This window comes from Methanoculleus sediminis (genome assembly GCF_001017125.1).
Lineage (GTDB): Archaea > Halobacteriota > Methanomicrobia > Methanomicrobiales > Methanoculleaceae > Methanoculleus > Methanoculleus sediminis.
Genome location: NZ_JXOJ01000002.1, coordinates 338,096 through 358,099, shown reverse-complemented (window position 1 = coordinate 358,099; position 20,004 = coordinate 338,096). Strand labels below are relative to the sequence as shown.

Genomic DNA, 20,004 nt, shown 5'->3' with positions numbered 1-20,004 from the left:
TCAGAAGAAGAGGTGCTCGAGCAGGATCCGTAGACCGATCCCCGCAAGGATTATACCGCCGACGATCCCGGCTTTTCGCCCGATGATCCTGCCGAACGCACTCCCGAGAAGCACGCCGGCGGCGGAGAAGGCGAAGGTCACGATGCCGATCGTGAGTGCGGGCAAAACGATCGGGGTGTCCAGCACGGCAAACGAGACGCCGACGGCGAGAGCGTCGATGCTCGTTGCGACGGCAAGCAGGAGGAGGGTTGCCGCGCTCCCGGCGGCAAACGGTGCGTTCCCGCCGTCTCCCCGCAATGCCTCGGCGATCATTTTCCCGCCGATCAGGGCAAGCAGCAGGAAGGCGATCCAGGGGCCGTATGTCCCGGTGAACGAGGCGAGCCCCATCCCCCCGAGCCACCCGAGCACCGGCATCCCCGCCTGGAACCCGCCGAAGAGCGCTCCGGCGATGACGGCCCACCGGAGCCGCTCCTCCCGCAGGCCGGCGCCTCCGCTGATCGAGACCGCAAATGCATCCATCGCAAGCCCGACGGCGATGAGGAGAGTCGTCGCGAACTCCATTGCTACCGGAGATCTTCGGCACGGTGCGGGATAACGGTATGGCCCGGCGGTTGATATAAAACGCTGGAGCGTCCTACCGATACGGAGAGATGATGGAGATGAGCACGCAAACGATCGGCCTCATCCAGGCGGCGGTGAGCGAGGATCCCGACCGCAACCTGGAACGCATCCTCGGTATGGCGAGAACGGCGATCGCGAAAGGTGCGCGGGTTCTCTGCCTGCAGGAACTCTACCGTGTCCCCTACTTCCCGCAGTACGAGGATACGGACGCTTCCCGTTACGCCGAGACGATCCCCGGACCGTCGACCGAAGCGTTCTCGGCGCTTGCCCGGGAACACGGTGTCGTGATCGTCGTGCCGGTCTACGAGCGGACCGAATCGGGCGAGCACTACAACACCGCCGTGGTGATCGACGCCGACGGCCGGCTGCTCCCCGTCTACCGGAAGGTGCACGTCCCTTACGACCCGCTCTTTTACGAGAAGACCTATTTTCTGCCCGGAGGCCGCTACCGCGTCTACGATACCCGGTACGGCCGGATCGCCGTGCTCATCTGCTACGACCAGTGGTTCCCGGAAGCCGCGAGGGCGGTTGCGCTCGCGGGTGCGGAGATCATCTTCTACCCGACCGCCATCGGCCGGATTGCCGGGGAAGAGCCGCCCGAGGGCGACTGGCGTGAGGCATGGGAGACGGTGCAGCGGGGACACGCGATCGCAAACAGCGTCCACGTCGCCGCCGTCAACCGGGTGGGTGACGAGGGCGAGATCCGGTTCTTCGGGAGCTCGTTCGTCGCCGACGCGTTCGGGAACGTCGTTGCCCGTGCGAGCGAGACCGACGAAGAGGTCCTCGTCGTGGAGGTCGACCTCGCGGAGAACGAGGCCGTCCGGGAAGGCTGGGGATTCTTCCGGAACCGGCGGCCGGAGACCTACGGTCTGCTCGCCCGGAGGCTCCCGCCGGGCATGGCCCCTGCGGTGTCCGGCTACCGGATGCCTGCGGAGTGGGAGCCGCACGACGCCGTCTGGCTCTCCTGGCCCCACGATCGCGAGACGTTCCCCGACCTTGCGGCGGTGGAAGGGATCTACGTCGAGATCATCGCGGCGCTCCTTGGATCCGAGACCGTCGACCTGCTCGTCACCGATGAGAAGATGCGTGTCCGGGTGAAGGCGATGCTCGAGGAGGAAGGCGTCGATACGGCTGGAATCAGGTTCCATCTCGCCGATTACGCCGACGTCTGGTTCCGGGACTACGGACCGACGTTTCTGGTCAACCGCAGGACCGGGAACCTCGCGATGGTGAACTGGACGTTCAACGCCTGGGGGGAGAAGTACACGGAGCTCATGGGAGATACCCGGATCCCGCTCGCCATGAACCGCGAGATGGAACTTCCCCTCTTCACCCCTGGGATCGTCCTCGAGGGCGGTTCGATCGAGGTGAACGGGTGCGGCACGGTGATCACGACGGAGGCGTGCCTCTTGAACCCCAACCGGAACCCGCACCTCTCCCGGGAGGAGGTCGAGGCGTACCTGGAGGCTTATCTCGGCGCCGGCCATGTCATCTGGCTAAAACAGGGGATCGCCGGCGACGACACCGACGGCCATGTCGACGATATTGCCCGGTTCGTGAATCCGACGACGGTCCTCTGTGTGCTCGAGGAGAACGAGGACGACGAGAACTACGCTATCCTGCAGGAGAACTACGAGATCCTCCGGTCATCGACCGGCCAGAACGGCAACCCCCTGACGGTCATCCCCCTTCCGATGCCGGGGAGGGTCGGCGGCGCGGAGAGGCTGCCGGCAAGTTACGCGAACTTCTACATAGGAAACACCGTCGTGCTGGTGCCGGTTTTTAAGCACCCGAACGACAGGATCGCCGTAGCCCGGATCCAGCAGGCCTTCCCCGACCGGGAGGTCGTCGGAATCGACTGCACGGCGATGGTCGCGGGCTTCGGCGCGATTCACTGCATCAGCCAGCAGCAGCCGTCCGCTCTGCCGGAGGTCACCTGCCCGGGGGAAGGGCGCGCATCACGAGAGGAATGACGGCGTAGATCGCCGTGCTCCAGGTCCAGCCGGCGAGGGCGAGCAGGATCGCGATAGCAGAAACGGCCGGAACCACCAACACCCGCTGGTTTCCGCGGCGGATATCGGTGCCGGGGCGGACGAGCCGGCGGTTATGTGCGGCATACCCCCACTGCGCGGCAAAGAGCAGGCCGATGACCAGCAGGTTCGCCTCGAAGGTGACTACCGCGAAGGTTCCGCCCGGATAGTCCCCGACGAGGGAGACGGAGAACGGAACGAGTGCAACGAACATGAGCGCCGCGATGTTGATCCAGAGGAATGTGCGGTCGATCTGCCGGAGCCGGTCGACCTGGGCGTGATGCGCTATCCAGAAGGAAGCGAGGATGAAGAACGCGAGGAAATAATGGAAGAGAGCGGGGACCTGGCCGACAAGCGTCGCGGCGATGGCGGCGTCGGAGGGGTCGCGCAGGCCTTCCGGGACGTCGAGGCTGAGTACCAGGAGGGTCATGGCGAAGGCGAATATGCCGTCGGTGAGCGCCTCCGCCCTGTTCTTCGGATAACCCGGGGGTACTCCCGCCTCTCTGGCGTCGTCTCTCTGCTCCATTGTTAACAATCTCTGTTTGGAGTGCCGGCCTGATAAGGAATGAGCATTTGCATCCGGGAAGGCGGCGCACTCCCGCATGCTCCGCCGTGTCGTGACGGCTCCGGAAATCTCCATCGTGCCGCCGGCTAACGCGAAGCCGCCTCTTCGGCCCCCGTCCCCTCAATCACCCCCCGGAACCGGTCTCCCCACCGGCATGAGGTAGAGCGGTGTCGTGTTCTCCGGGAGTGCGAGGGTCTCCCGGACCCTGTCCTCATCGAACGCCCCGATGACGACGGTGGCATGATCGAGTGCCTCTGCCTGGAGGTAGACGTTCTCTGCGGCGTGCCCGGCCTCCATGTACACGTAGCGCGTCCCGCGTTCACCGTATTTCGCGGTCGTCCGTTCCGGGATCGCGGCGATGACGATGGTTGCCGGGGCGTCGCCGACGGAGGTCTGGTTGACGGCCGCCGCCTGCAGCACCGCCCGTCGGTCGCCTGCGCCGACCCGGACGAGCAGGTGTTCTCCCGGCCGGTAGTGGTAGACCCCCGGCTCAAGGCCCATGACGCCGCCCGCGACGAGGTAGACCTCCAGTGGATAGAGGCCCCCGGCGGAGGGAGCGGTCCGGTAGCCCCGGTCGTCCGTGATCCCCTGCGCCGCCCAGAGGACCTGCCCGGCGTCGGCGAGTGCGAACGGCACGTCGGCGTAGACCCTGACCGATCGCCGTCCCCATAGCGCCTCTTCAACGGAGACATTCCCCTTCTCGCGCGGTTCCGGGAGGGTGATCGCGTCTTCCGGCGGTTCCGGCGTGCTGTTGCCGTCCGGCGCCGTGGGGATGCCCGCGCATCCGGCGGCGAGCACCGCCGCAAGCGTTGCGGCGATGGCGAGGACAAAGCAGGAGTTCCTCCGGTTCATAGACCGGACTTCGTCTCCGGGTTCATGATGGTATCGGAGCACTTCCGGCCTATCGCTTCTTCTTGCCGCGGCGGCTCCCGGCGGCCGAGAAGGGGAACTTCACGAAGTCCCTGAGGCCGCCTGCGGGAGAGAAGTTGCGCATATCCCGCCTGACCCCCGCGATGAGTTCGTCGACGACTTCCTGCTCCTTCGCCTCCCCTTCCTCCTGCACCACCGACAGGCGGTGGAGAGAGTAGAGCCCGAGGATGAAGGCGAAGAGGAAGAAGAACTCCCACTGCTGGATGTCAAGGGTGACGAAGACGAGTTCCTGCACCGGATCCTTCCAGATAAGAGTCCAGATCAGCTCCCGTTCGGCGAAGAAGTCAACCAGGAGCCCGCCGAGGATCGGGGCGACGCCGGCGGCGACGGAGTTGGCGAAGGTGCTCGCCGCAAGGTAACTGGTCGCCTGGCCCTGCGGCGCCATCTTCAGGCTGATGTTTCCCGAAGCGAGCGAAACCCCGGCAAGGGAGATCCCCATCAGGATGTGGATGAGAACGAGCAGCGGGTAGGTCAGGATGTAGACGTCCGGGAGCGTGACGAACATCCAGGCGAAGATCGCGAGCATGAAAAGCGGGCCGCTCACCGCGAGCACCGATTTGTTGGAGTAGCGGTCGGAGACACGGCCCCACGACCGGTAGAAGACGATGTTCATGACCTGGCTCCCGACACTGAGGGCAACGACGACCGAGATGTCGAGGCCTATCCTCTGCAGCATATAGACCGTGAAGAACGGCGATGCGAGGTTGACGGCGAAGTTCCACGATCCGAGGAAGACGATGAGGTTCTTGAAGTTGAGGTCCGCAAAAGGTTTCTTGATCGCGGCAAACAGGCCGTCCTCACCGTTTTCAGCGATCATCCGGGGCTCGGGGGTGCGGGCGAGGAACGTGATCCCGACGAGCCCGGCGATGAGCCCGAGAAGGAAGAGGACGGAGTAGCCGTAGGCGGCAAGGTCGGGGAAGGCGATCTCCCATGAGTCGATGAAGAACCCGGCGACGAGGCTGATGACGAGCGCGATCCCTGTAGAGAGGGTCAGCCGGCGGGAGAAGAAGTCCCCGAGCCGGTCCTGCGGTATCAGGTCGCGCATCCAGGAGTTCCAGCCGCAGTGGGAGATCGCCGAAAACGACGCGTAAAGGGCAATCGAGACGATGAGCGCGATTATTCCCTGCCCCGGCGAGAAGAGGAACGGTATCAGGATGATGGGTATCCAGCAGAGGCGTGCGGCGAACGATGCCGCCACGACTACGAGTCTCCGTTTCTGCACCCGGTCGACGATGTAGATCGCCGGTATCTGCAGGAGTTCTGCGAGCGGCGGGATTGCGGCGAGCAGACCGATGACGGTGTTGGACGCCCCGAGCTGCAGGGCGAAGGCCACGAGGAAGATGCCGCCGGTCAGCGTCACCATCGCCTGGGTGGCAAGCCCGTCCCGGATGACGAGTTTTAAGCCGTGGTCGACCTCTTCGGTCGTCAGGTTCTCTTTTGTCTCGAAAACCGTGCGTCGCCTGCGTCCTCTTCGTATGTTCACGACACCGTTCACCTCGATGGATCGCCCGGCGGCAGGTGGGGGCCCGGTGCCGGGGCCGCCGTAGCAGATCCTGCGGCGGGCAATTTTTCGAGCCTGATCTTATAAAAATGGGATTATATTAATCTGCTTGAATGAATCGCATGGCTTTCCGGCAGCGGCACGGTGGGTATGCCCGTTGTGGGGGCCTGCCGCCCCTCAACTTCCCGACGACCACGGTGTCCTGAAGTCGGGGTAGAGGGTCAGCCCGCCGTCCACGTAGATGGTCTGCCCGGTGATGTAGGCGGCCTCGTCGGAGGCGAGGAAGGCAAAGACCGCGGCGATCTCCTCGGGCTCTCCGGCGCGCCCCATCGGTATGTGATCTTCTACGGCCGCCCTCTTCTCGGGGTCGTCCGTCCACTCCCGGTTGATCGGGGTTGCGATAGCGCCGGGGGCGACCGTGTTGACCCGGATGCCCTGCCCGGCATACTCGAGTGCGAGCGTCCTCGCAAGAGCCCCGAGTCCCGCTTTGCTCGCGGCGTAGGGAGCGTACTGCGGTTTCGGGACGGTTTCGTGAACCGAGGTGTTGTTGAGGATGACGCCCCCTCCCCCGCGATCGAGGAAGTGCCGCACCGCCTCGCGGGAGCAGAGGAACGCGCCCCGGAGGTTCACCGCGAGAACCCGGTCGTAGGCGTCCATGGCCATCTCGTGGGTCGGGCTCGCGGTCTGGATGCCCGCGTTGTTGATCAGGACATCGAGCCTTCTCCATGCCTTGAGGATCTCCCGGAATATACGCTCGACGTCCTCTTCGTTCGCGATGTCCCCCTGGACCAGCATCTCCCGGCACCCTTTCTCGCGGATGCTGCTGCAGGTCGTCTGGATCTCCTCGAGCGTTATCTCCGCCTCCGTCTCGCTCGAGTGATAGTTTATGGCGACGTTTGCGCCCTCGTCTGCGAACCGGATCGCCGTTGCCCGCCCGATTCCGGTCGAGCCGCCGGTGACGAGAGCGTTCTTTCCTTCCAGCCGTTTCATATCGCCTCACCTTCCGGGTGGTCCGGGCACTACGCCCGTCCCGGCCCACGATGGAGCGGGTGGGTTATGAAGGTCTCGGGCGGGGGTACAAAACCCGGCTGACGACCGAAAAACCGTAAATACCCTCTGCGTGATATCACTACAACTGGAACCTTCTGTTCATACACCCGAACCGTTATCGGTGGCAGGCAGGGGGCAGGAGATGCACATGATGATCGGAACCGGTGATGGGAATACGCGGATACTTGTCGTCGAGGACGACGGTCTTATTGCGTTCGATATGGTGACCCGGCTAGAGGAGTTCGGTTACGGGGATGTTTCGGTGGCGGTGACGGGGGCGGATGCGATTCGCCAGGCGGAGCGTATGCGGCCGCATCTGGTCTTCATGGATATCACGCTCAAAGGGGACATAGACGGTGTCGAAGCGGCGGAGATCATCCGTGATCGCTTCGGCAGCCGCATCGTTTACGTCACCGCGCACTCCGACCCGTCCGTCAGGAACCGGGCGATGGCAACGTCGCCTGCCGGGTATATCCTGAAACCGTATACAACTGCGGACCTGGTCTGCGCAATCAGGCGCGCTCTCCGGCCGGAGTAGCCCCGGGAGGGAGCACGAACGGTTCCTCTCCTTCGAAGATGACCGTCACCGTCGTGCCGCCGTCTCCTCGTATCGAAACCTCGCCGCACAGGTACCGCTCGACGAAGTACCGGACCGTGGGGAGGCCGGGAGTGGTGCCCGCGACAATCTTCATCCCCTCCGGGATGCCCACTCCGGTATCCCGGACGACGATGGTGTATCTGCCTGTATGGTCGCGATCGACCGCAAGTTCCATCGATCCGGTCATTCCGTCGGGGAACGCGTGCTGGATGACGTTGATGATCAGCTCGATGAGGATGAACCCGGTAAACTGGGCGAGTTCGAGCGGCATCTCGATCCCCGCGGCATGCACTTCCCAGGTGATCTTTTCCGGGGGCACGCCGTAGGTTCCGAAGAGGGTGCCGGCAAGGCGGGCAAGGTAATCCGCCATGCAGACACGGTCGAAATTCTGCGAGAGGTGGAGTTCTTCGTGGGCGAGGGCGAGCGAGAGGATCTGCTGCTCGGTTGCCCGGACGGCTCTTCGTGCAGCGGGTTCGGTGAGGCGTGAGGTCTGCAGGTACATGATGCTCGATACAACCTGGAGCGCGTTGCGCATCCGGTAGTGGATGGCATGGATCAGCGCCTCCTTCTCCTCGAGCGCCTTCTCAAGGTCCCGCACCGCTTCGACCTCGCGGGTGACGTCTTCCAGGATGACGGTCACGCCCGGTGCGCCGTCCTCGAAGACTATCGGGATGAACGTTGCGCGGAACTGCACCGTGCGGTCACCCATCTCCCAGGGGTGTTCGCACCTCCCCTCCTGCCCCCGGAGCGCGGCGCGCGTCATCTCGGCGAGCTTAAATGGTATGGAACGCTCCGGGAAGAACATCTCGAACGAACAGCCGGTGATCTCGTCTCTGTCGGGACAGAGCTCGGTCCTGAATGTGGCGTTGGCGAATACAATGCACAGGTTCCGGTCGATGACGACGATCAGGTCGGATGTCAGCCCGAGGAGCGCGGAGACCGGCACCCGGTGCGCGAGGGTGTAGAGTTTCGCCGCTGCAACCCTGCGCACCTCGACCTGGCCTGCGGCATGGAGCATGCTCATGTACTTTGCCGCCACGTTTCTGCCGATGCCGAGTTTCCGGGATATATCAAGGATGCTGAGCCCGTGAGGCTCCTGGCGGAGGAGTTCCTTGATCTCTTTGAGTTCCGGTGTCCCGTCAGCCATACAGATCTCGTCTCCTCTGTACCTTCTCCGCAGCCATGGGAGTTATTTATGCCAGCCACCCAGCATAATAGTTGATATTCCCAACTCACTGGAAAACCGGGCTGGGGATAAAAAATTGTGAATTTTTTTTCAAATAATTGAAATTCGTTTCTATAATTCGAATATCGTTTCACAACCTTTATTGTTACATCGGTGAAATCTGCATTTAGTATATGCATGCATATGAGTGTGCATATGCGCGGGGCAGATCTCTCACCCGGAGTTTCTCCCCGACATCCCGTGAGGACAGGCCAGGTTCTCTACATACCAGCCAAGACCCACCGACGGCAGAGCACATCCGAATCACCATACACACCGGGGGCAGAGAGCCCCTTTCCCGTTGCCGCACGAGATCTTCCTGACCCGTTCCGCCGTAAGGCGGAAGCATCGTCTCCGGGAGAAACCGATAAAAGGGGATGATCTACGTGGAGAGTACACTGGAACCATCATCAGGTAGCGATGCCTTCAATGCCGGTAACAATTGTGGAATAAACGCTGAATTCATAACGCTCCTCAAAAATGCCGCTGACGGAAAGTTTGATCCTCAAAACCTCCCTGCCAGCCTTAAAGAGAGCGGTCTGGCAGAAACTCTCACAAAGATTGCCGATACCCGGACGGCGATTGACAGGAACCCCCTGCCCATGATCACCGTGGACAGCGACCTCAACTTCATCGACCTCAACGACGCGGCGCTTGAGCTCTTTGGATGGAGTCGTGAAGAGGGCCTGCGCCTGAACGTCAAGGCCCTCGATATCCTGGAATTGAAAGGCGACAGCATTGCTATCTCCATGAGCGAGAGACGCCTCACCGCTGCCGAGGTGAAGATCCGGTGCCCGAAGGGCGTCCTCCTCCTCAAGGAATGGGCGGCGCCGCTGCTTGACGCCGTCGGCAACGTCAGGGGGGCGCATATGGAATTAGTGGACGTCACCCGGGAGAAGAAGGCGGCCGCAAACGTCGCCGCCTGGTACGAGTCGATCCTCGATGCAGTACAGTTCCCGATCGCGGTCACCGACCTCGATATGAACTGGACGCTCGTCAATGCAGCGGCGGAGAAGCTGATCGGCAGGAAGCGCGCCGACATCATCGGGAAACCGTGCAGCACCTGGAATACCGGGATCTGCAGCACCGGCCAGTGCGCCATAGCCCGTCTGCGGCAGGGCGAGACCCAGACACTCTTCGAGATGAACGGCGGCAAATTCCAGGTCGACACCTTCTACGTGAAGGACGCGGACGGCGAGCCGATGGGCCACGTCGAGATTATCGAAGAGATCACCGATAGGGCCAGAGTCTCGGAATACATGGAACACGAGGTCGACCGGCTTGCCGGAAACCTGGAACTGCTCGCCCGGGGTGACCTTAACTTCGATCTCGCGGTCGCCGACGCCGACGAGTATACCGAGGATCTGCGCAGGGACTTCACCAAGATTACCGGGAACCTGGGAAGGGTGAAAGAGGCCATCGGGCTCGTGATCGCCGATACGGAGCGGCTCACCCGGGGCGCCGCCGCCGGGAAACTTGACGCCCGTGCCGACCTCGCCAAACACCAGGGGGACTACCGCTCGATCCTCGAGGGCGTGAACGAAGTCCTCGATGCGTTCATGGACCCGATAGAGGTCACGGCGAACTACATCAACCAGATCGGCCGCGGAGAGATCCCGGAAAAGATCACGGCCGAGTACCGGGGCGACTTCAACAAGATCAAGGAGAGCCTGAACCAGTGCATCGACGGCCTCGCCGGGCTTGTCGAGGCAAACCATGCCCTGCAGCGGATGGCCGTCAACGACCACACGGTGCGGGTGACCGGACAGTACCGGGGCGTCTTCGCTGAAGTCGCGACAGCCGTCAATGATGTCCAGGATCGGGTCAATTACGTCGCAGATACCGTCGAGATGATCAGCCACGGCGACCTCTCCCGGCTCGACCACTACCGTCAGCTCGGTGGTCGTTCCGAACAGGACCGGCTTGTCCCGGCGTTCATCCGCACCCTGGAGACACTCCAGGCTCTGGTCAAAGATACCGATACGCTGACCCGGGCGGCCCGGAAGGGACAGCTCGGCGTGCGCGCCGACGCAGCGAAGCACGAAGGAGAGTACCGCACGATCATGGAAGGCATCAACGAGACCCTGGATACCATCGTCGTTCCCTTCAAGAAGATGCAGGATGCCATCGTCCAGCTCGAGAGCAGCACCCAGGATACGAGCAAGAGTTCCGACGAGATCGCGAAGGCAACCGAACAGGTGGCGGTGACGAGCCAGAAGTGCGCCGACCTGGCAAAGAGGGTTCTCGATCAGATCGAGAGTGTCGAGGGCCAGATGGCGGATCTCTCCGCCTCCAACGAAGAGATCGCCGGCACGGCGCAGGAAGTGCTCGGCACCACCAACGAGGCGGTTCGAACCGGAAGGGAGAGTCTGGAACTCGGTGAAGCCGCCAAGCAGAAGATGGCGGTCGTCGAGAAGATCTCGCAACAGAGCATGAACGAGATCATCCAGCTCAACGAGCAGATGGACGAGATCGGAAAGATCGTGAAGCTCATCAACGACATCGCCAACCAGACCAACCTCCTCGCGCTCAACGCCGCGATCGAGGCCGCCCGCGCCGGAGAGCACGGCCGCGGGTTCGCGGTTGTCGCGGGCGAGATCAGGAACCTTGCCGGAGAATCCAAGAAGGCAAGCCACAACATCGAGGATCTCATCGCTTCGATCGTCGCAAACAGCAACAAGACCGCGACGAATATGGAACAGGTCTATGCGGAGATCGAGGAGGGTGTCGAGAGCGTCAACCGCACCATCGCCGAACTGAAGAAGATCGTCTCCGGGGCAGAGCTGGTCAGCGGCGACATGGGCGAGATCGCACGGGCAATCGAGGGCCAGGCCAACGTCGCGAACCGCGTGGTCGAGGCGATGGGCGAAGGAACCCGTCTGACCAAGGATACCCAGGCGGAGGTGGAGAACCTGGCGTCGCTCTCCGAGGAGACGAGCGCGTCGACCGAAGAGATCGGCAGCGCCGCGCACGAACTCAACAACATGGCAGGCGACCTCAAGGCGACCATGCAGCGGTTCTCGTTCTAGAGCGGGGTGTGGAGTATGGCAACCATAGGCGTTGTTGAGTTCCAGGTCGGGGGATCGCTGTATGCCCTCGACATCCACCTTGCGCAGGAGATCGTCGAGATGATGCCGATCACGCCGGTGCCGAGAGCACCGCCCTACCTCGAAGGGATCATGAACCTCCGGGGGGAGATCACCAACATCATCAACCTCTACCAGATGCTGGGTCTCTCCGGACAGGAAGACACCGAGAGCCAGAAGATCATCGTGCTGGCCCCCGAAGCCTCCGGCGGGTCGAATATCGGGATCGTCGTCGACGATGTTCATAGCGTCATCCAGGTCGCGGAGACCGATGTCGAGCGGATGGACGAGGCCATCTCAAACCAGGCCTACATGAAGGGAATCATCAAGTTACACGGCAGCGACGGACTTGACAGGGAGAAGAAGGGTGACAAAGATCTCATCATCTGGATCGATATCCAGAAGGCCGTCAAGGATCTGGTGACCAGAAGAGATGCGTAATAGAAATGGGCGGAGAAGAACCGCGCCCCTCCTCCGGAGGCAGGTGGCGGCCCTGGACCGTGCGGGGTCTCTCTCCTCCGGGAGCGTCACCCGGGACGCCCGGATGTACGCCTTTCTCCGGCGCCTCGGGAGGACGGTGCGGGCGAACCGGGTCTGCCTTGCCGAGGTCGCCCGTAAGCCGGGCACGGGTGGGATCTGTCTGCGTCTTCGTTACGAATGGGCCGATGGCGCGGCCGTTCCGAAGGGTAAAGTGGGGTGTCTCTCCTGCCGGGATCTGCCGCCCGGGTGGGAGGATCAGCTCCGGGCGGGTCAGCCTGTCCGGGGTATCTCTACGCCGGTCATCGTGATCCCCATCTTCTGCGGGCCGGAACTCCAGGGCATCCTGGGATTAAAGGGTCACACGGGGCGAAGGAGGTGGCGGCGGCTCGAGACCGGTGCCCTGGAGGCGGTCGCGGCGACTCTCGGGTCGGTCGCGATATGCCCCTGTTCGTGCGAAGCGCTGCATGCCGCCGAGGCCTACTACCACGCCATCGTCGAAGACCTGACCGATCCCCTCTGCAGACTCCTGCCGGACGGGACGATAATCTACGCAAATGAGGCGTTCTGTGCCTTCTGCCGGCGTGAGCGCAAAGACGTGCTCGGTATGCGCGCTCACGAGATCCTCCCGGCTGAGATCGCAGGAGAACTGCCCGTCAGGGCGGGCCCACCAGACGCCTTCACCCCTACCCTCACCCGGGAGTTCAGGGTCGGCGGGGCGGACGGCGAGGAACGCTGGTACCGCAGCGTATGCCGGGCGATCTTCGACACCGGGGGTGCCGTCTGCGAATACCAGGTGGTCGGCCATGACATCACCGAACGCAAGCGTCGGGAGGCCCGGAACACCTGGATGAACGATCAGAAACTGGCTCTTCTGGCCGATGCCGCATCCGACGCGATCGTCGTCATGGACGGTTCCGCCAGGATCACTTACTGGAACCACAGCGCCGAAGACCTCTTCGGATACGCAGCGGGCGAGATCATCGGGGATGACCCCGGCCAGCTCTTTCCGCCCGGGTATTCCCATCTTCCGTATGTTAAGGACATCAGGCATGCCGTTGCGGGCGCGCTGCAGGGTGCCGTCCGCCTGAGGTTTCCAGACGTCACGTTCGCCCGGAAAGGGGGTTCGGTCTTCCTGGGGGAGCTCTCGATAGCCGCCGTGCGGGTCGGGGGCGGATGGTACTGCGTCGGGATCGTCCGCGATACTACCGTGCAGAGAACACGGGAGCAGGCGCTCCGTGAGGAGAGAGATCGGACTGATACGCTTCTGCGGATTGCTGCGCGACTGAACTGCAGCATCGCACAGGATGCCGTGCTCGATGCGCTCTGTGAGGAGACAGCCCGGGCGCTCCAGGTTCCGGCAGCGGTCGTCTTCCTCTCGGATCGCCACCGGGGTATGCTCGTGCCCGCCCGGTCGTTCGGGGTGCCTGAGGGAGCACAGGGTTGCCTGCCGTGCATCCCACTCTCGATTTACGAGCGTGAACTGCACAAACAGGGTCCGATCATCACCGTTCCCGACCTGATGCTCCGGGTGGATGAGATGTCCCGGAAGAGCATCCCGGAGCGGCCTCCCCGGGCGGTTGCGTCCGCGGCAATTCTCTACGAAGGTGTCCTGATCGGGGCTCTGGACGTGGTGATGTTTGATGCGCCGCGCACGTTCTCCCCGGGAGATCTCGCGTTCCTGAAAGGGATCGCTGACCAGGCCGCGCTTGCCATCGTCAACGCCCGGCACTTCGAGGAGAGGAAGGCGTACGAGCGCCGGCTGCAGATGTCGCTTGATGAGAAGACGGCGCTCTTAAAGGAGGTTCATCACAGGGTGAAGAACAATATGCAGGTTATCTCGAGTCTTCTCTCCCTGCAGGGCCGCCTGATAGATAATCCCGAAGCACGAGAGAGCATCCGGGAGAGCGTGAACCGGGTGAAGTCGCTCGCGCTCGTCCACGAGAGCCTCTACCGATCGGAGTCACTCGCCGCCGTTGACATCGGTGCCTACGCGCACAGGCTCGCAGACGACCTGGTCCAGTCCTACGCCCTGCAGGCCTACGTATCCGTCACCGTCGAGACGGCGGAGATGATCACCTTCTCCGGGGATGCAGCGATCCCGCTCGGGCTCATCCTTAACGAACTCATCTCCAACTCTCTCAGGCACGGGTTTGCCGGCAGGGATAACGGAGCGATCGTGATCCGGATTTCCCGGCTGCCGGATGACCGGCTCGCCATCGAATACCGGGACGACGGTGTCGGGATGCCCCCGGACGTTATTAACCGGCCACCGGCGACCCTGGGGCTGCAACTCGTCCGGATCCTCGCGGCACAACTCGAAGGGACCATCACGTTCCGGCCGGGGGTGGCCGGGACGGTCGTTGAGCTCATCGTCTCCGACGGTGCCGGCGGGCCGGAGGAGGATGCATGCACCGCCTGACCGGCATGGCGGAAGATCGCGCCGCCGCGATGGAAGCCGTGGCCGCACGCCACCTGTCCGGGTGCCCGGGCGGGACATGGGACGAGGCATTCAGGCGCGCTGCCGATTGTATCTCCTGTTTCGTCATGATCCTGGATGCCGATCGCCGCATCCGGTTCGTCAACCTCTCCGGGGCGATCCTTGCCGGACGTTCCCGCGCGGCACTCACCGGACAGGACGCCATCGGGACGATTCTGCCGCAGTCCGATCGGGACGGCGGCTGCCTCCGGAAACGATTCGAAGAGAGACGGGAAGTTGAATTTATCGTTGACCGCATCTCTGCCGGCGGATGCCGGGTGCCCGTCCGGTGGACCTGCCACCCGGCACAGGGCCCCGGGGAGCGTTGTGCCGGCTGGATCTGTTTCGGCACCGAAGAAAACGGAGCGCTCCTCCCGGACATCGATTCCCGGAACAGAATGCTACGGCAGCTCGAGGAGAATGTCGAGCAACTCATGACCCTCAACGACCGGATCCGCAACCCGCTCCAGGTGATCGCCGCACTGGCCGGATTCATGGACGACGACGTCCGCGAGAAGATCCTGCTCCAGGTGGAGATGATCGACGAGACTGTCCGGCAGCTCGATCTCGGGGCCCTCGAGTCGACGTCGATCCGGGAGTATCTCCGCAAGCACCACCGGATGGCGTCGCCGTGAGAGTCTACCGCCACTCCTCGATAACCTTCCGGACAAGCGCCCGCCTCTCCGGCCTCCCTGCCGTGAGCGCCCGGAACTTCTCCTCGTATATCGGTTTCTCGACCGAGTAGAACGTCCCGAGCGGGATCGGCGCCTCCCGGTCGTAGTCCCACTCCCGGATCTTTCCTAGAGCGCTCTCGTACCGGCCGGTATCGGTCTCGCCCTCCTTCATCTCGTAGGCGTGCTCGTTGTAGTAGTCGGTCAGGTTGAAGTAGGTCGCGCAGATCTGGAGGACATCGACGAACGAGAACCCCCGGTGCATGATCGCCTCCTTGAAGAGGTCTTTTAAGTGCCGGATCTTCTTCGTGTAGCCCCGCGCAATATGCGTGGCCCCGGCGGCGAGCATGACTTCGAGCGGGTTTAGGGGATGCTCCGTTATCCCGCCCGGGGTGGAGCGGCCGCGAAACCCGGTGGGCGACGTCGGGGTGTACTGCCCCGTCGTCAGCCCGTAGACCCGGTTGTCGTGAACGATGACGGTGATGTCGCTGTTGCGCTTGGCCGCGAAGATGAGGTGGTCGAGCCCCTCGGCGTAGATGTCCCCGTCCCCGACGTGGCAGATCACCTTCAGGTCCGGATTTGCGAGCCGGATCCCGGTGGCCGCCGGAACCGAACGGCCGTGGATGGCGTAGAGGCTGTTGACGTTCAGGTAATCGGCCAGTTTCCCGTGGCACCCGATCCCGCCGAGGAAGACGAAGTTTCGAAGAGGTATCCCCTCCTCCTCCGAGAGCTCGGCGACGGCCGACTTCATCATGTGCTGGATCGAGAAGTTGCCGCAGCCGGGACACCAGGTGTTCTCTGCCGGGCTGATGAGATCGCCGGCCGGCCGGCCGGGAGATTGATCCGGGGTCATGCGAGGACCTCCGCGAGCCGTGCCGCGAGTTCGTCGACCGCGAACGGCCGCCCGTCGTACTTCAGGACCGGGCGGCCCGGATCGAAGCCGTGCTGCCGGAGGAGGCGGGCAAGTTGCCCGGTGGCGTTGTTCTCGACGCAGGCAACCTTCCCCGCCCCGATCATCGCCTCCTTCCAGGCGCGGGTGGGAAACGGCGAAAGGACGAGCGGCTGGACGACCCGTGCTCCGAGTTGTTCGGCGGCCTCGATGCACGCCCACTTCTGCGAACCCCAGCAGACGATCGTCGTCCCGGCATCCCGTGCGCCGTAGGTCTTCACCGCCGGGTAGGTGGCCAGTTCCGCCTTCAGGCTCTCCCCTTTCCGGATCATCTTCTCCTGCAGTTCCCTTGCCTCAACCGGATCTTCCGTCGTGAACCCGGCCTCGTCGTGGGCGTAGCTGGTTGCCTTGACTATCGCCCCCTCCCTCCCCGGGAAGGCGAGCGGCGATACCCCGTCCTCTGTCCGGACGTAGCGGCGGTACTCCCCCGCCCCGTCCCAGAGCACCGGTTCGCGATCCGGGGGCGGGATGACCGCCCCGATGTCGAAGGAATACGCCCCTTCCGCGAGCGTCTTGTCGGTCAGGACGATCGCGGGAACCTGGTACCGCCAGGAGAGCATCAGCGCGGCCGCCGACCAGGCGTAGGTCTCCTCGAGGTCGCCCGGGGCGACGACGAGCCGGGGGAATTCGCCCTGGCCTGCGTTCAGGACGAAGTGAAGGTCGGTCTGGGAGGTGTAGGTCGGCATGCCGGTGCTCGGACCGGGCCGCTGCCCCATCACGATCGTCACGGGGATCTCCGACATCCCGGCAAGCGAGAGGCCTTCGGTCATCAGGCAGAATCCGCCGCCCGAGGTGCCGACTGCCGTCTTCTCCCCGGCGTAGGCATGCCCGAGCGCCATCAGGATGACGCCGATCTCGTTTTCGGGGTGAGTGACCCTGATTGCGAGGTCTTCGGCGCGATTCGCGAGGAAGTGAAGGAGGCTCGATGACGGCGTCATCGGGTAGGCGACGTAGGAGTCCAGCCCGCCGTAAACGAGCCCGAGCCCTGCTGCTTCGTTTCCGGTCAGGACCGGGAGCGCCGGAGCATCGAGGGGTTCGACGGTGAAGACCTCCTCCACGGCGTCGTAGCCCCGGCCGGCGACCCGGAGGTTCGCCTCCAGGTGCTTTTCCGGGACGGTTGCACGGAGGACATCCTCGAGCACCTCCCGCCCGATGCCCGCCACCCGGGCAAGCGCCCCGAGCATCGCTGAATTTTTGGTGATCGGGGGGGCCTTCTCCTCCTTGACGATCACATCGAGCGGGAGGCCGTACCCCTCGCCCCTCACCACCGTTGAAGCGTCGTGGATGACCGTCGTGCCGTCTTGGATCCTCCGGCGGTGGTTCTCGATGCTGTTCCGGTCGAAGGCGAGGAGGACGTCGACCGGGGTACGGTGCGCCCCGACCGTCCTGTCGGCAGCCCTGACGATTGCGAAGTTGTGCCCGCCGCGGATGAGCGAGGGGTAGTCGAAGTACATGTAGGTGCGGTAGCCGAGGCGGGAGAAGAGGCCGGCGATGGAGAGACCCGCCGTGTTGATGCCCTCGCCGGCCTTCCCGCCGATCAGTACGGAGTATTCGGCCATGGTGATCGGGCGTGGCGTAGATTGCGTGGCGGTATATAGGTTGTGCTGGAAGGGGGCGTGGAGAATGCACATTCCTGGAAGGTCATGATTACGGTCTCACGCGAAGAACGCGAAGCCGCGAAGGGGAGTTGCTCTCGGATAACCGATCTTCGCGTTCTTCGCGGCTTCGCTTGAGTTAACGGTTTATATGCGATGATATGGCCCCACGCGAAGAGCGCGAAGCCGCGAAGGGGAGTTGCTCTCGGATAACCGATCTTCGCGTTCTTCGCGGCTTCGCGTGAGTCAAAGTAGCGGATAGATTACGCTACAGTCTTGCCCGAACCCCTCACCGTACCACCGGCGACGCCGTCTCGTCGAAGGGGTTGCTCCGCATCGCAAGCGAGAAGAGGTAGGGGTAGTTCCTCTGGAGGTACTCCATGTAGGCGAGCCATTCCCCGATGAGCCGGCCGTATACCCGCTCGACGTCCCCCGCGAGGTGTTCGACGTCGCTTGCCGGGAGTCCGGCGAAGTCCCCCCGCCGCTCGAGTTCCTCGGTCAGGTGGAAGACCGCCCGCAGAAGGTCGGTGAACGATTCGTGCTCCAGGAGGACGGGGTTTTCGAGCAGGCGGAGGAGGAATCCCCGCTGCTCCTTCAGGTACCGGCAGAGTTCCTGCAGGTCCGCGGCACCGGCGGTGACCCGGCAGGTGTGGTGCCGGAGACGGTCGCGCACCTCCGAGAACTTCTCCGGTGTCCAGGCGTTCGTCACGACGAGATCGTGCCGGATCTCCGGAAGGCTCGGGTCGCGGTCCGAGAGGATGGTGAGGAGTTCGGTGCCGACCTCCGAGAAGAAGGTGCCGATGACCATGTTCAGTTTGTCCAGCCGGTCGCGCTTTGCCCGGACGCTCAGAAGCTGGTTTAAGATGAGGGTCACCAGGAGGACGTTTATCGGGAGGAACCCGAGAGCGTTGAAGATGTACTGGTAGGTGTTCTCGGCGTCGCCGAGCAGGAGGTGTTTCACGCTGTAGATGGCGATCGATGAAGCAACGAGGACAATCCCGAGCCGTACTTCCCAGGTCCGGAGGCTGATGCGCATGATACGATCACGTACTTCCGGCGGAGAAATAAAGGTTGGGCACCGGGTGCCCCTCAGACCCGCAGGCGTGACGATCCGGGCGTCCTGACGGGTGCAGGAACCTTTCGCCGCTCTGCGATCTCGGCCTCGACCCAGGCGGCCAGATCAAGCAGGCCCGCTTCGAGGGTGACTTCCGGCTCGTAGCCGAGGACTTCCCGTGCACGGCCGATATCTGCAAAGCAGTGGCGGATATCGCCGACCCGGCTGATCCCCATGATCTCCGGGGAAAGGTTTTGCCGCCCGGTCATCGTTGCAAGAAGGCCGGCGACGGTTCTAAACGTACAGGGGCGGCCGCTTGCGATGTTGAACGTCCCGCCCGCGGCACCGGGCGACTCGAGGGCAAGGCGGAAGGCGCGCACCGCGTCGTGGACGCTCACGAAGTCGCGCTGCTGGTAACCGTCTTCGAAGAGGTGCACGGGGAGATCCTGGAGCAGGCGGGACGCGTACTCGACCAGCATGCCGGAATACGGGTTTGCATGCCCCTGGTGAGGGCCGTAGACGGGAAATAGCCGGAGAATGGTCGTCGGAATCCCGTAGGTCTCCCCGATCAGTCTGCACATCTCTTCCTGGTCGTGCTTGGAGATGGCGTAGACCGAGAGCGGCGACGCCTCCTTCGTCTCCGGGGTCGGGAGGGGGTAGATCACCTCTCCGTCCGGGCTCCGGGGCTCCCAGCCGCCCCTTGCCGTCTCTCCCGGGGAGCGCCGGACCTTCGGATAGACGGTTCCGTTGTAGGAGCAGTACAGGCCTTCCCCGTAGACGGCGCTGCTCGAGGCGACGATCAGCCGTTCGACCGGCTGATCGAGCAGCGCCTCGAGAAGAACGGCGGTTCCGGCGGTGTTGACGCTCATGTACTTTTCAAGCCGGTACATGCTCGACCGCTCCCCGACGACCGCCGCCAGGTGGATGACGGCGTCGATCCCGTCGAGAGCCTCCTCGAGCTGGTGCGTGTCCCGGATATCCCCGACGACGACCTTCGCCCGCCGGTCGAGGTGGTCGGGCCGGCACCGCTCCGGGCCGTGCACCCGTGGCATCAGGTTATCGAGAATGCGAACCTGATAGCCGTGCTGCAACAGTTCAGTTGCGAGGTGCGACCCGATGAACCCCGCTCCCCCGGTGATGAGAATGGCCGGACTGGTATCCGTATGCATGGTG

At 63.5% G+C, this 20,004-nt stretch carries 16 protein-coding genes; 6 read left to right on the top strand and 10 right to left on the bottom strand.

Translation table 11 applies throughout. The features are described from left to right. On the bottom strand, positions 1-561 hold the full coding sequence (locus SZ63_RS04580) for a manganese efflux pump MntP (protein WP_048181855.1): 561 nt from the start codon (positions 559-561) through the stop codon (positions 1-3). Positions 562-653: 92 nt separating this feature from the next. On the opposite strand from SZ63_RS04580, the gene SZ63_RS04575 reads away from it, so the two are divergent. Continuing rightward, positions 654-2,594, top strand: coding sequence for an agmatine deiminase family protein (locus SZ63_RS04575; protein ID WP_048183622.1), 1,941 nt, complete (start codon positions 654-656; stop codon positions 2,592-2,594). Here SZ63_RS04575 and SZ63_RS04570 read toward each other — a convergent pair. The 4 genes from SZ63_RS04570 to SZ63_RS04555 all read right to left on the bottom strand — a co-directional run bounded on the left by SZ63_RS04570 (position 2,554) and on the right by SZ63_RS04555 (position 6,637). Then, positions 2,554-3,177: a TMEM175 family protein gene (locus tag SZ63_RS04570; RefSeq protein WP_048181853.1), complete on the bottom strand. Its 624-nt coding sequence runs from the start codon at positions 3,175-3,177 to the stop codon at positions 2,554-2,556. The genes SZ63_RS04575 and SZ63_RS04570 overlap by 41 nt on opposite strands. Positions 3,178-3,336: 159 nt before the next feature. Further along, a complete protein-coding gene (locus SZ63_RS04565) occupies positions 3,337-4,068 on the bottom strand; it encodes a SagB/ThcOx family dehydrogenase (RefSeq protein ID WP_052959058.1) in 732 nt (243 codons plus the stop codon). 49 nt (positions 4,069-4,117) lie between these two features. Further along, positions 4,118-5,629 carry an MFS transporter gene (locus SZ63_RS04560; RefSeq protein ID WP_048183617.1) on the bottom strand — a complete coding sequence of 504 codons (1,512 nt, stop codon included), beginning with the start codon at positions 5,627-5,629 and terminating at the stop codon, positions 4,118-4,120. Between the two features lie 195 nt (positions 5,630-5,824). Continuing rightward, entirely contained in the window at positions 5,825-6,637 is an 813-nt protein-coding gene (locus SZ63_RS04555; protein WP_048181850.1) for a glucose 1-dehydrogenase, read from the bottom strand. 208 nt (positions 6,638-6,845) lie between these two features. Between SZ63_RS04555 and SZ63_RS04550 the strand changes: the two genes are divergently transcribed. Beyond that, positions 6,846-7,235 (top strand): response regulator, encoded by a 390-nt coding sequence (locus SZ63_RS04550; RefSeq protein ID WP_206539407.1) that lies wholly within the window; start codon positions 6,846-6,848, stop codon positions 7,233-7,235. Here SZ63_RS04550 and SZ63_RS04545 read toward each other — a convergent pair. Next, on the bottom strand, positions 7,210-8,442 hold the full coding sequence (locus SZ63_RS04545) for a sensor histidine kinase (protein ID WP_048181847.1): 1,233 nt from the start codon (positions 8,440-8,442) through the stop codon (positions 7,210-7,212). The two genes, SZ63_RS04550 and SZ63_RS04545, sit on opposite strands and share 26 nt — an antisense overlap. Positions 8,443-8,897: 455 nt before the next feature. Between SZ63_RS04545 and SZ63_RS04540 the strand changes: the two genes are divergently transcribed. From SZ63_RS04540 to SZ63_RS04525, 4 genes are read left to right on the top strand one after another with little or no spacing between them, the layout of a single operon-like run. Beyond that, positions 8,898-11,549: a methyl-accepting chemotaxis protein gene (locus SZ63_RS04540; protein ID WP_082122647.1), complete on the top strand. Its 2,652-nt coding sequence runs from the start codon at positions 8,898-8,900 to the stop codon at positions 11,547-11,549. Between the two features lie 15 nt (positions 11,550-11,564). Continuing rightward, positions 11,565-12,047 carry a chemotaxis protein CheW gene (locus tag SZ63_RS04535; RefSeq protein ID WP_048181844.1) on the top strand — a complete coding sequence of 161 codons (483 nt, stop codon included), beginning with the start codon at positions 11,565-11,567 and terminating at the stop codon, positions 12,045-12,047. Beyond that, positions 12,040-14,505 (top strand): PAS domain-containing sensor histidine kinase, encoded by a 2,466-nt coding sequence (locus SZ63_RS12370; protein WP_082122646.1) that lies wholly within the window; start codon positions 12,040-12,042, stop codon positions 14,503-14,505. The genes SZ63_RS04535 and SZ63_RS12370 overlap by 8 nt, the downstream gene beginning before the upstream one ends. Further along, positions 14,493-15,197: a PAS domain-containing protein gene (locus SZ63_RS04525; RefSeq protein ID WP_048181841.1), complete on the top strand. Its 705-nt coding sequence runs from the start codon at positions 14,493-14,495 to the stop codon at positions 15,195-15,197. Before SZ63_RS12370 ends, SZ63_RS04525 begins: the two co-directional genes overlap by 13 nt. Before the next feature lie 4 nt (positions 15,198-15,201). Here SZ63_RS04525 and SZ63_RS04520 read toward each other — a convergent pair whose 3' ends face one another. From SZ63_RS04520 to SZ63_RS04505, 4 genes are all read right to left on the bottom strand, one after another. Beyond that, positions 15,202-16,086 (bottom strand): thiamine pyrophosphate-dependent enzyme, encoded by an 885-nt coding sequence (locus SZ63_RS04520; RefSeq protein ID WP_048181838.1) that lies wholly within the window; start codon positions 16,084-16,086, stop codon positions 15,202-15,204. Then, a complete protein-coding gene (locus SZ63_RS04515) occupies positions 16,083-17,741 on the bottom strand; it encodes a 2-oxoacid:acceptor oxidoreductase subunit alpha (RefSeq protein WP_048181836.1) in 1,659 nt (552 codons plus the stop codon). Before SZ63_RS04515 ends, SZ63_RS04520 begins: the two co-directional genes overlap by 4 nt. A gap of 325 nt (positions 17,742-18,066) precedes the next feature. Next, entirely contained in the window at positions 18,067-18,813 is a 747-nt protein-coding gene (locus tag SZ63_RS04510) for a hypothetical protein (protein WP_082122645.1), read from the bottom strand. A 53-nt stretch (positions 18,814-18,866) separates the two neighbouring features. After that, positions 18,867-20,000 carry an NAD-dependent epimerase/dehydratase family protein gene (locus tag SZ63_RS04505; protein WP_048181831.1) on the bottom strand — a complete coding sequence of 378 codons (1,134 nt, stop codon included), beginning with the start codon at positions 19,998-20,000 and terminating at the stop codon, positions 18,867-18,869. Between the last annotated feature and the right edge of the window lie 4 nt (positions 20,001-20,004).

What these genes read in the sequence shown, in the direction of transcription:
- SZ63_RS04580 (WP_048181855.1), bottom strand. Translation starts at nt 561, where the DNA reads ATGGAGTTCGCGACGACTCTCCTCATCGCCGTCGGGCTTGCGATGGAT.
- SZ63_RS04575 (WP_048183622.1), top strand. Translation starts at nt 654, where the DNA reads ATGGAGATGAGCACGCAAACGATCGGCCTCATCCAGGCGGCGGTGAGC.
- SZ63_RS04570 (WP_048181853.1), bottom strand. Translation starts at nt 3,177, where the DNA reads ATGGAGCAGAGAGACGACGCCAGAGAGGCGGGAGTACCCCCGGGTTAT.
- SZ63_RS04565 (WP_052959058.1), bottom strand. Translation starts at nt 4,068, where the DNA reads ATGAACCGGAGGAACTCCTGCTTTGTCCTCGCCATCGCCGCAACGCTT.
- SZ63_RS04555 (WP_048181850.1), bottom strand. Translation starts at nt 6,637, where the DNA reads ATGAAACGGCTGGAAGGAAAGAACGCTCTCGTCACCGGCGGCTCGACC.
- SZ63_RS04550 (WP_206539407.1), top strand. Translation starts at nt 6,846, where the DNA reads ATGATGATCGGAACCGGTGATGGGAATACGCGGATACTTGTCGTCGAG.
- SZ63_RS04545 (WP_048181847.1), bottom strand. Translation starts at nt 8,442, where the DNA reads ATGGCTGACGGGACACCGGAACTCAAAGAGATCAAGGAACTCCTCCGC.
- SZ63_RS04540 (WP_082122647.1), top strand. Translation starts at nt 8,898, where the DNA reads ATGATCTACGTGGAGAGTACACTGGAACCATCATCAGGTAGCGATGCC.
- SZ63_RS04535 (WP_048181844.1), top strand. Translation starts at nt 11,565, where the DNA reads ATGGCAACCATAGGCGTTGTTGAGTTCCAGGTCGGGGGATCGCTGTAT.
- SZ63_RS12370 (WP_082122646.1), top strand. Translation starts at nt 12,040, where the DNA reads ATGCGTAATAGAAATGGGCGGAGAAGAACCGCGCCCCTCCTCCGGAGG.
- SZ63_RS04525 (WP_048181841.1), top strand. Translation starts at nt 14,493, where the DNA reads ATGCACCGCCTGACCGGCATGGCGGAAGATCGCGCCGCCGCGATGGAA.
- SZ63_RS04520 (WP_048181838.1), bottom strand. Translation starts at nt 16,086, where the DNA reads ATGACCCCGGATCAATCTCCCGGCCGGCCGGCCGGCGATCTCATCAGC.
- SZ63_RS04515 (WP_048181836.1), bottom strand. Translation starts at nt 17,741, where the DNA reads ATGGCCGAATACTCCGTACTGATCGGCGGGAAGGCCGGCGAGGGCATC.
- SZ63_RS04510 (WP_082122645.1), bottom strand. Translation starts at nt 18,813, where the DNA reads ATGCGCATCAGCCTCCGGACCTGGGAAGTACGGCTCGGGATTGTCCTC.
- SZ63_RS04505 (WP_048181831.1), bottom strand. Translation starts at nt 20,000, where the DNA reads ATGCATACGGATACCAGTCCGGCCATTCTCATCACCGGGGGAGCGGGG.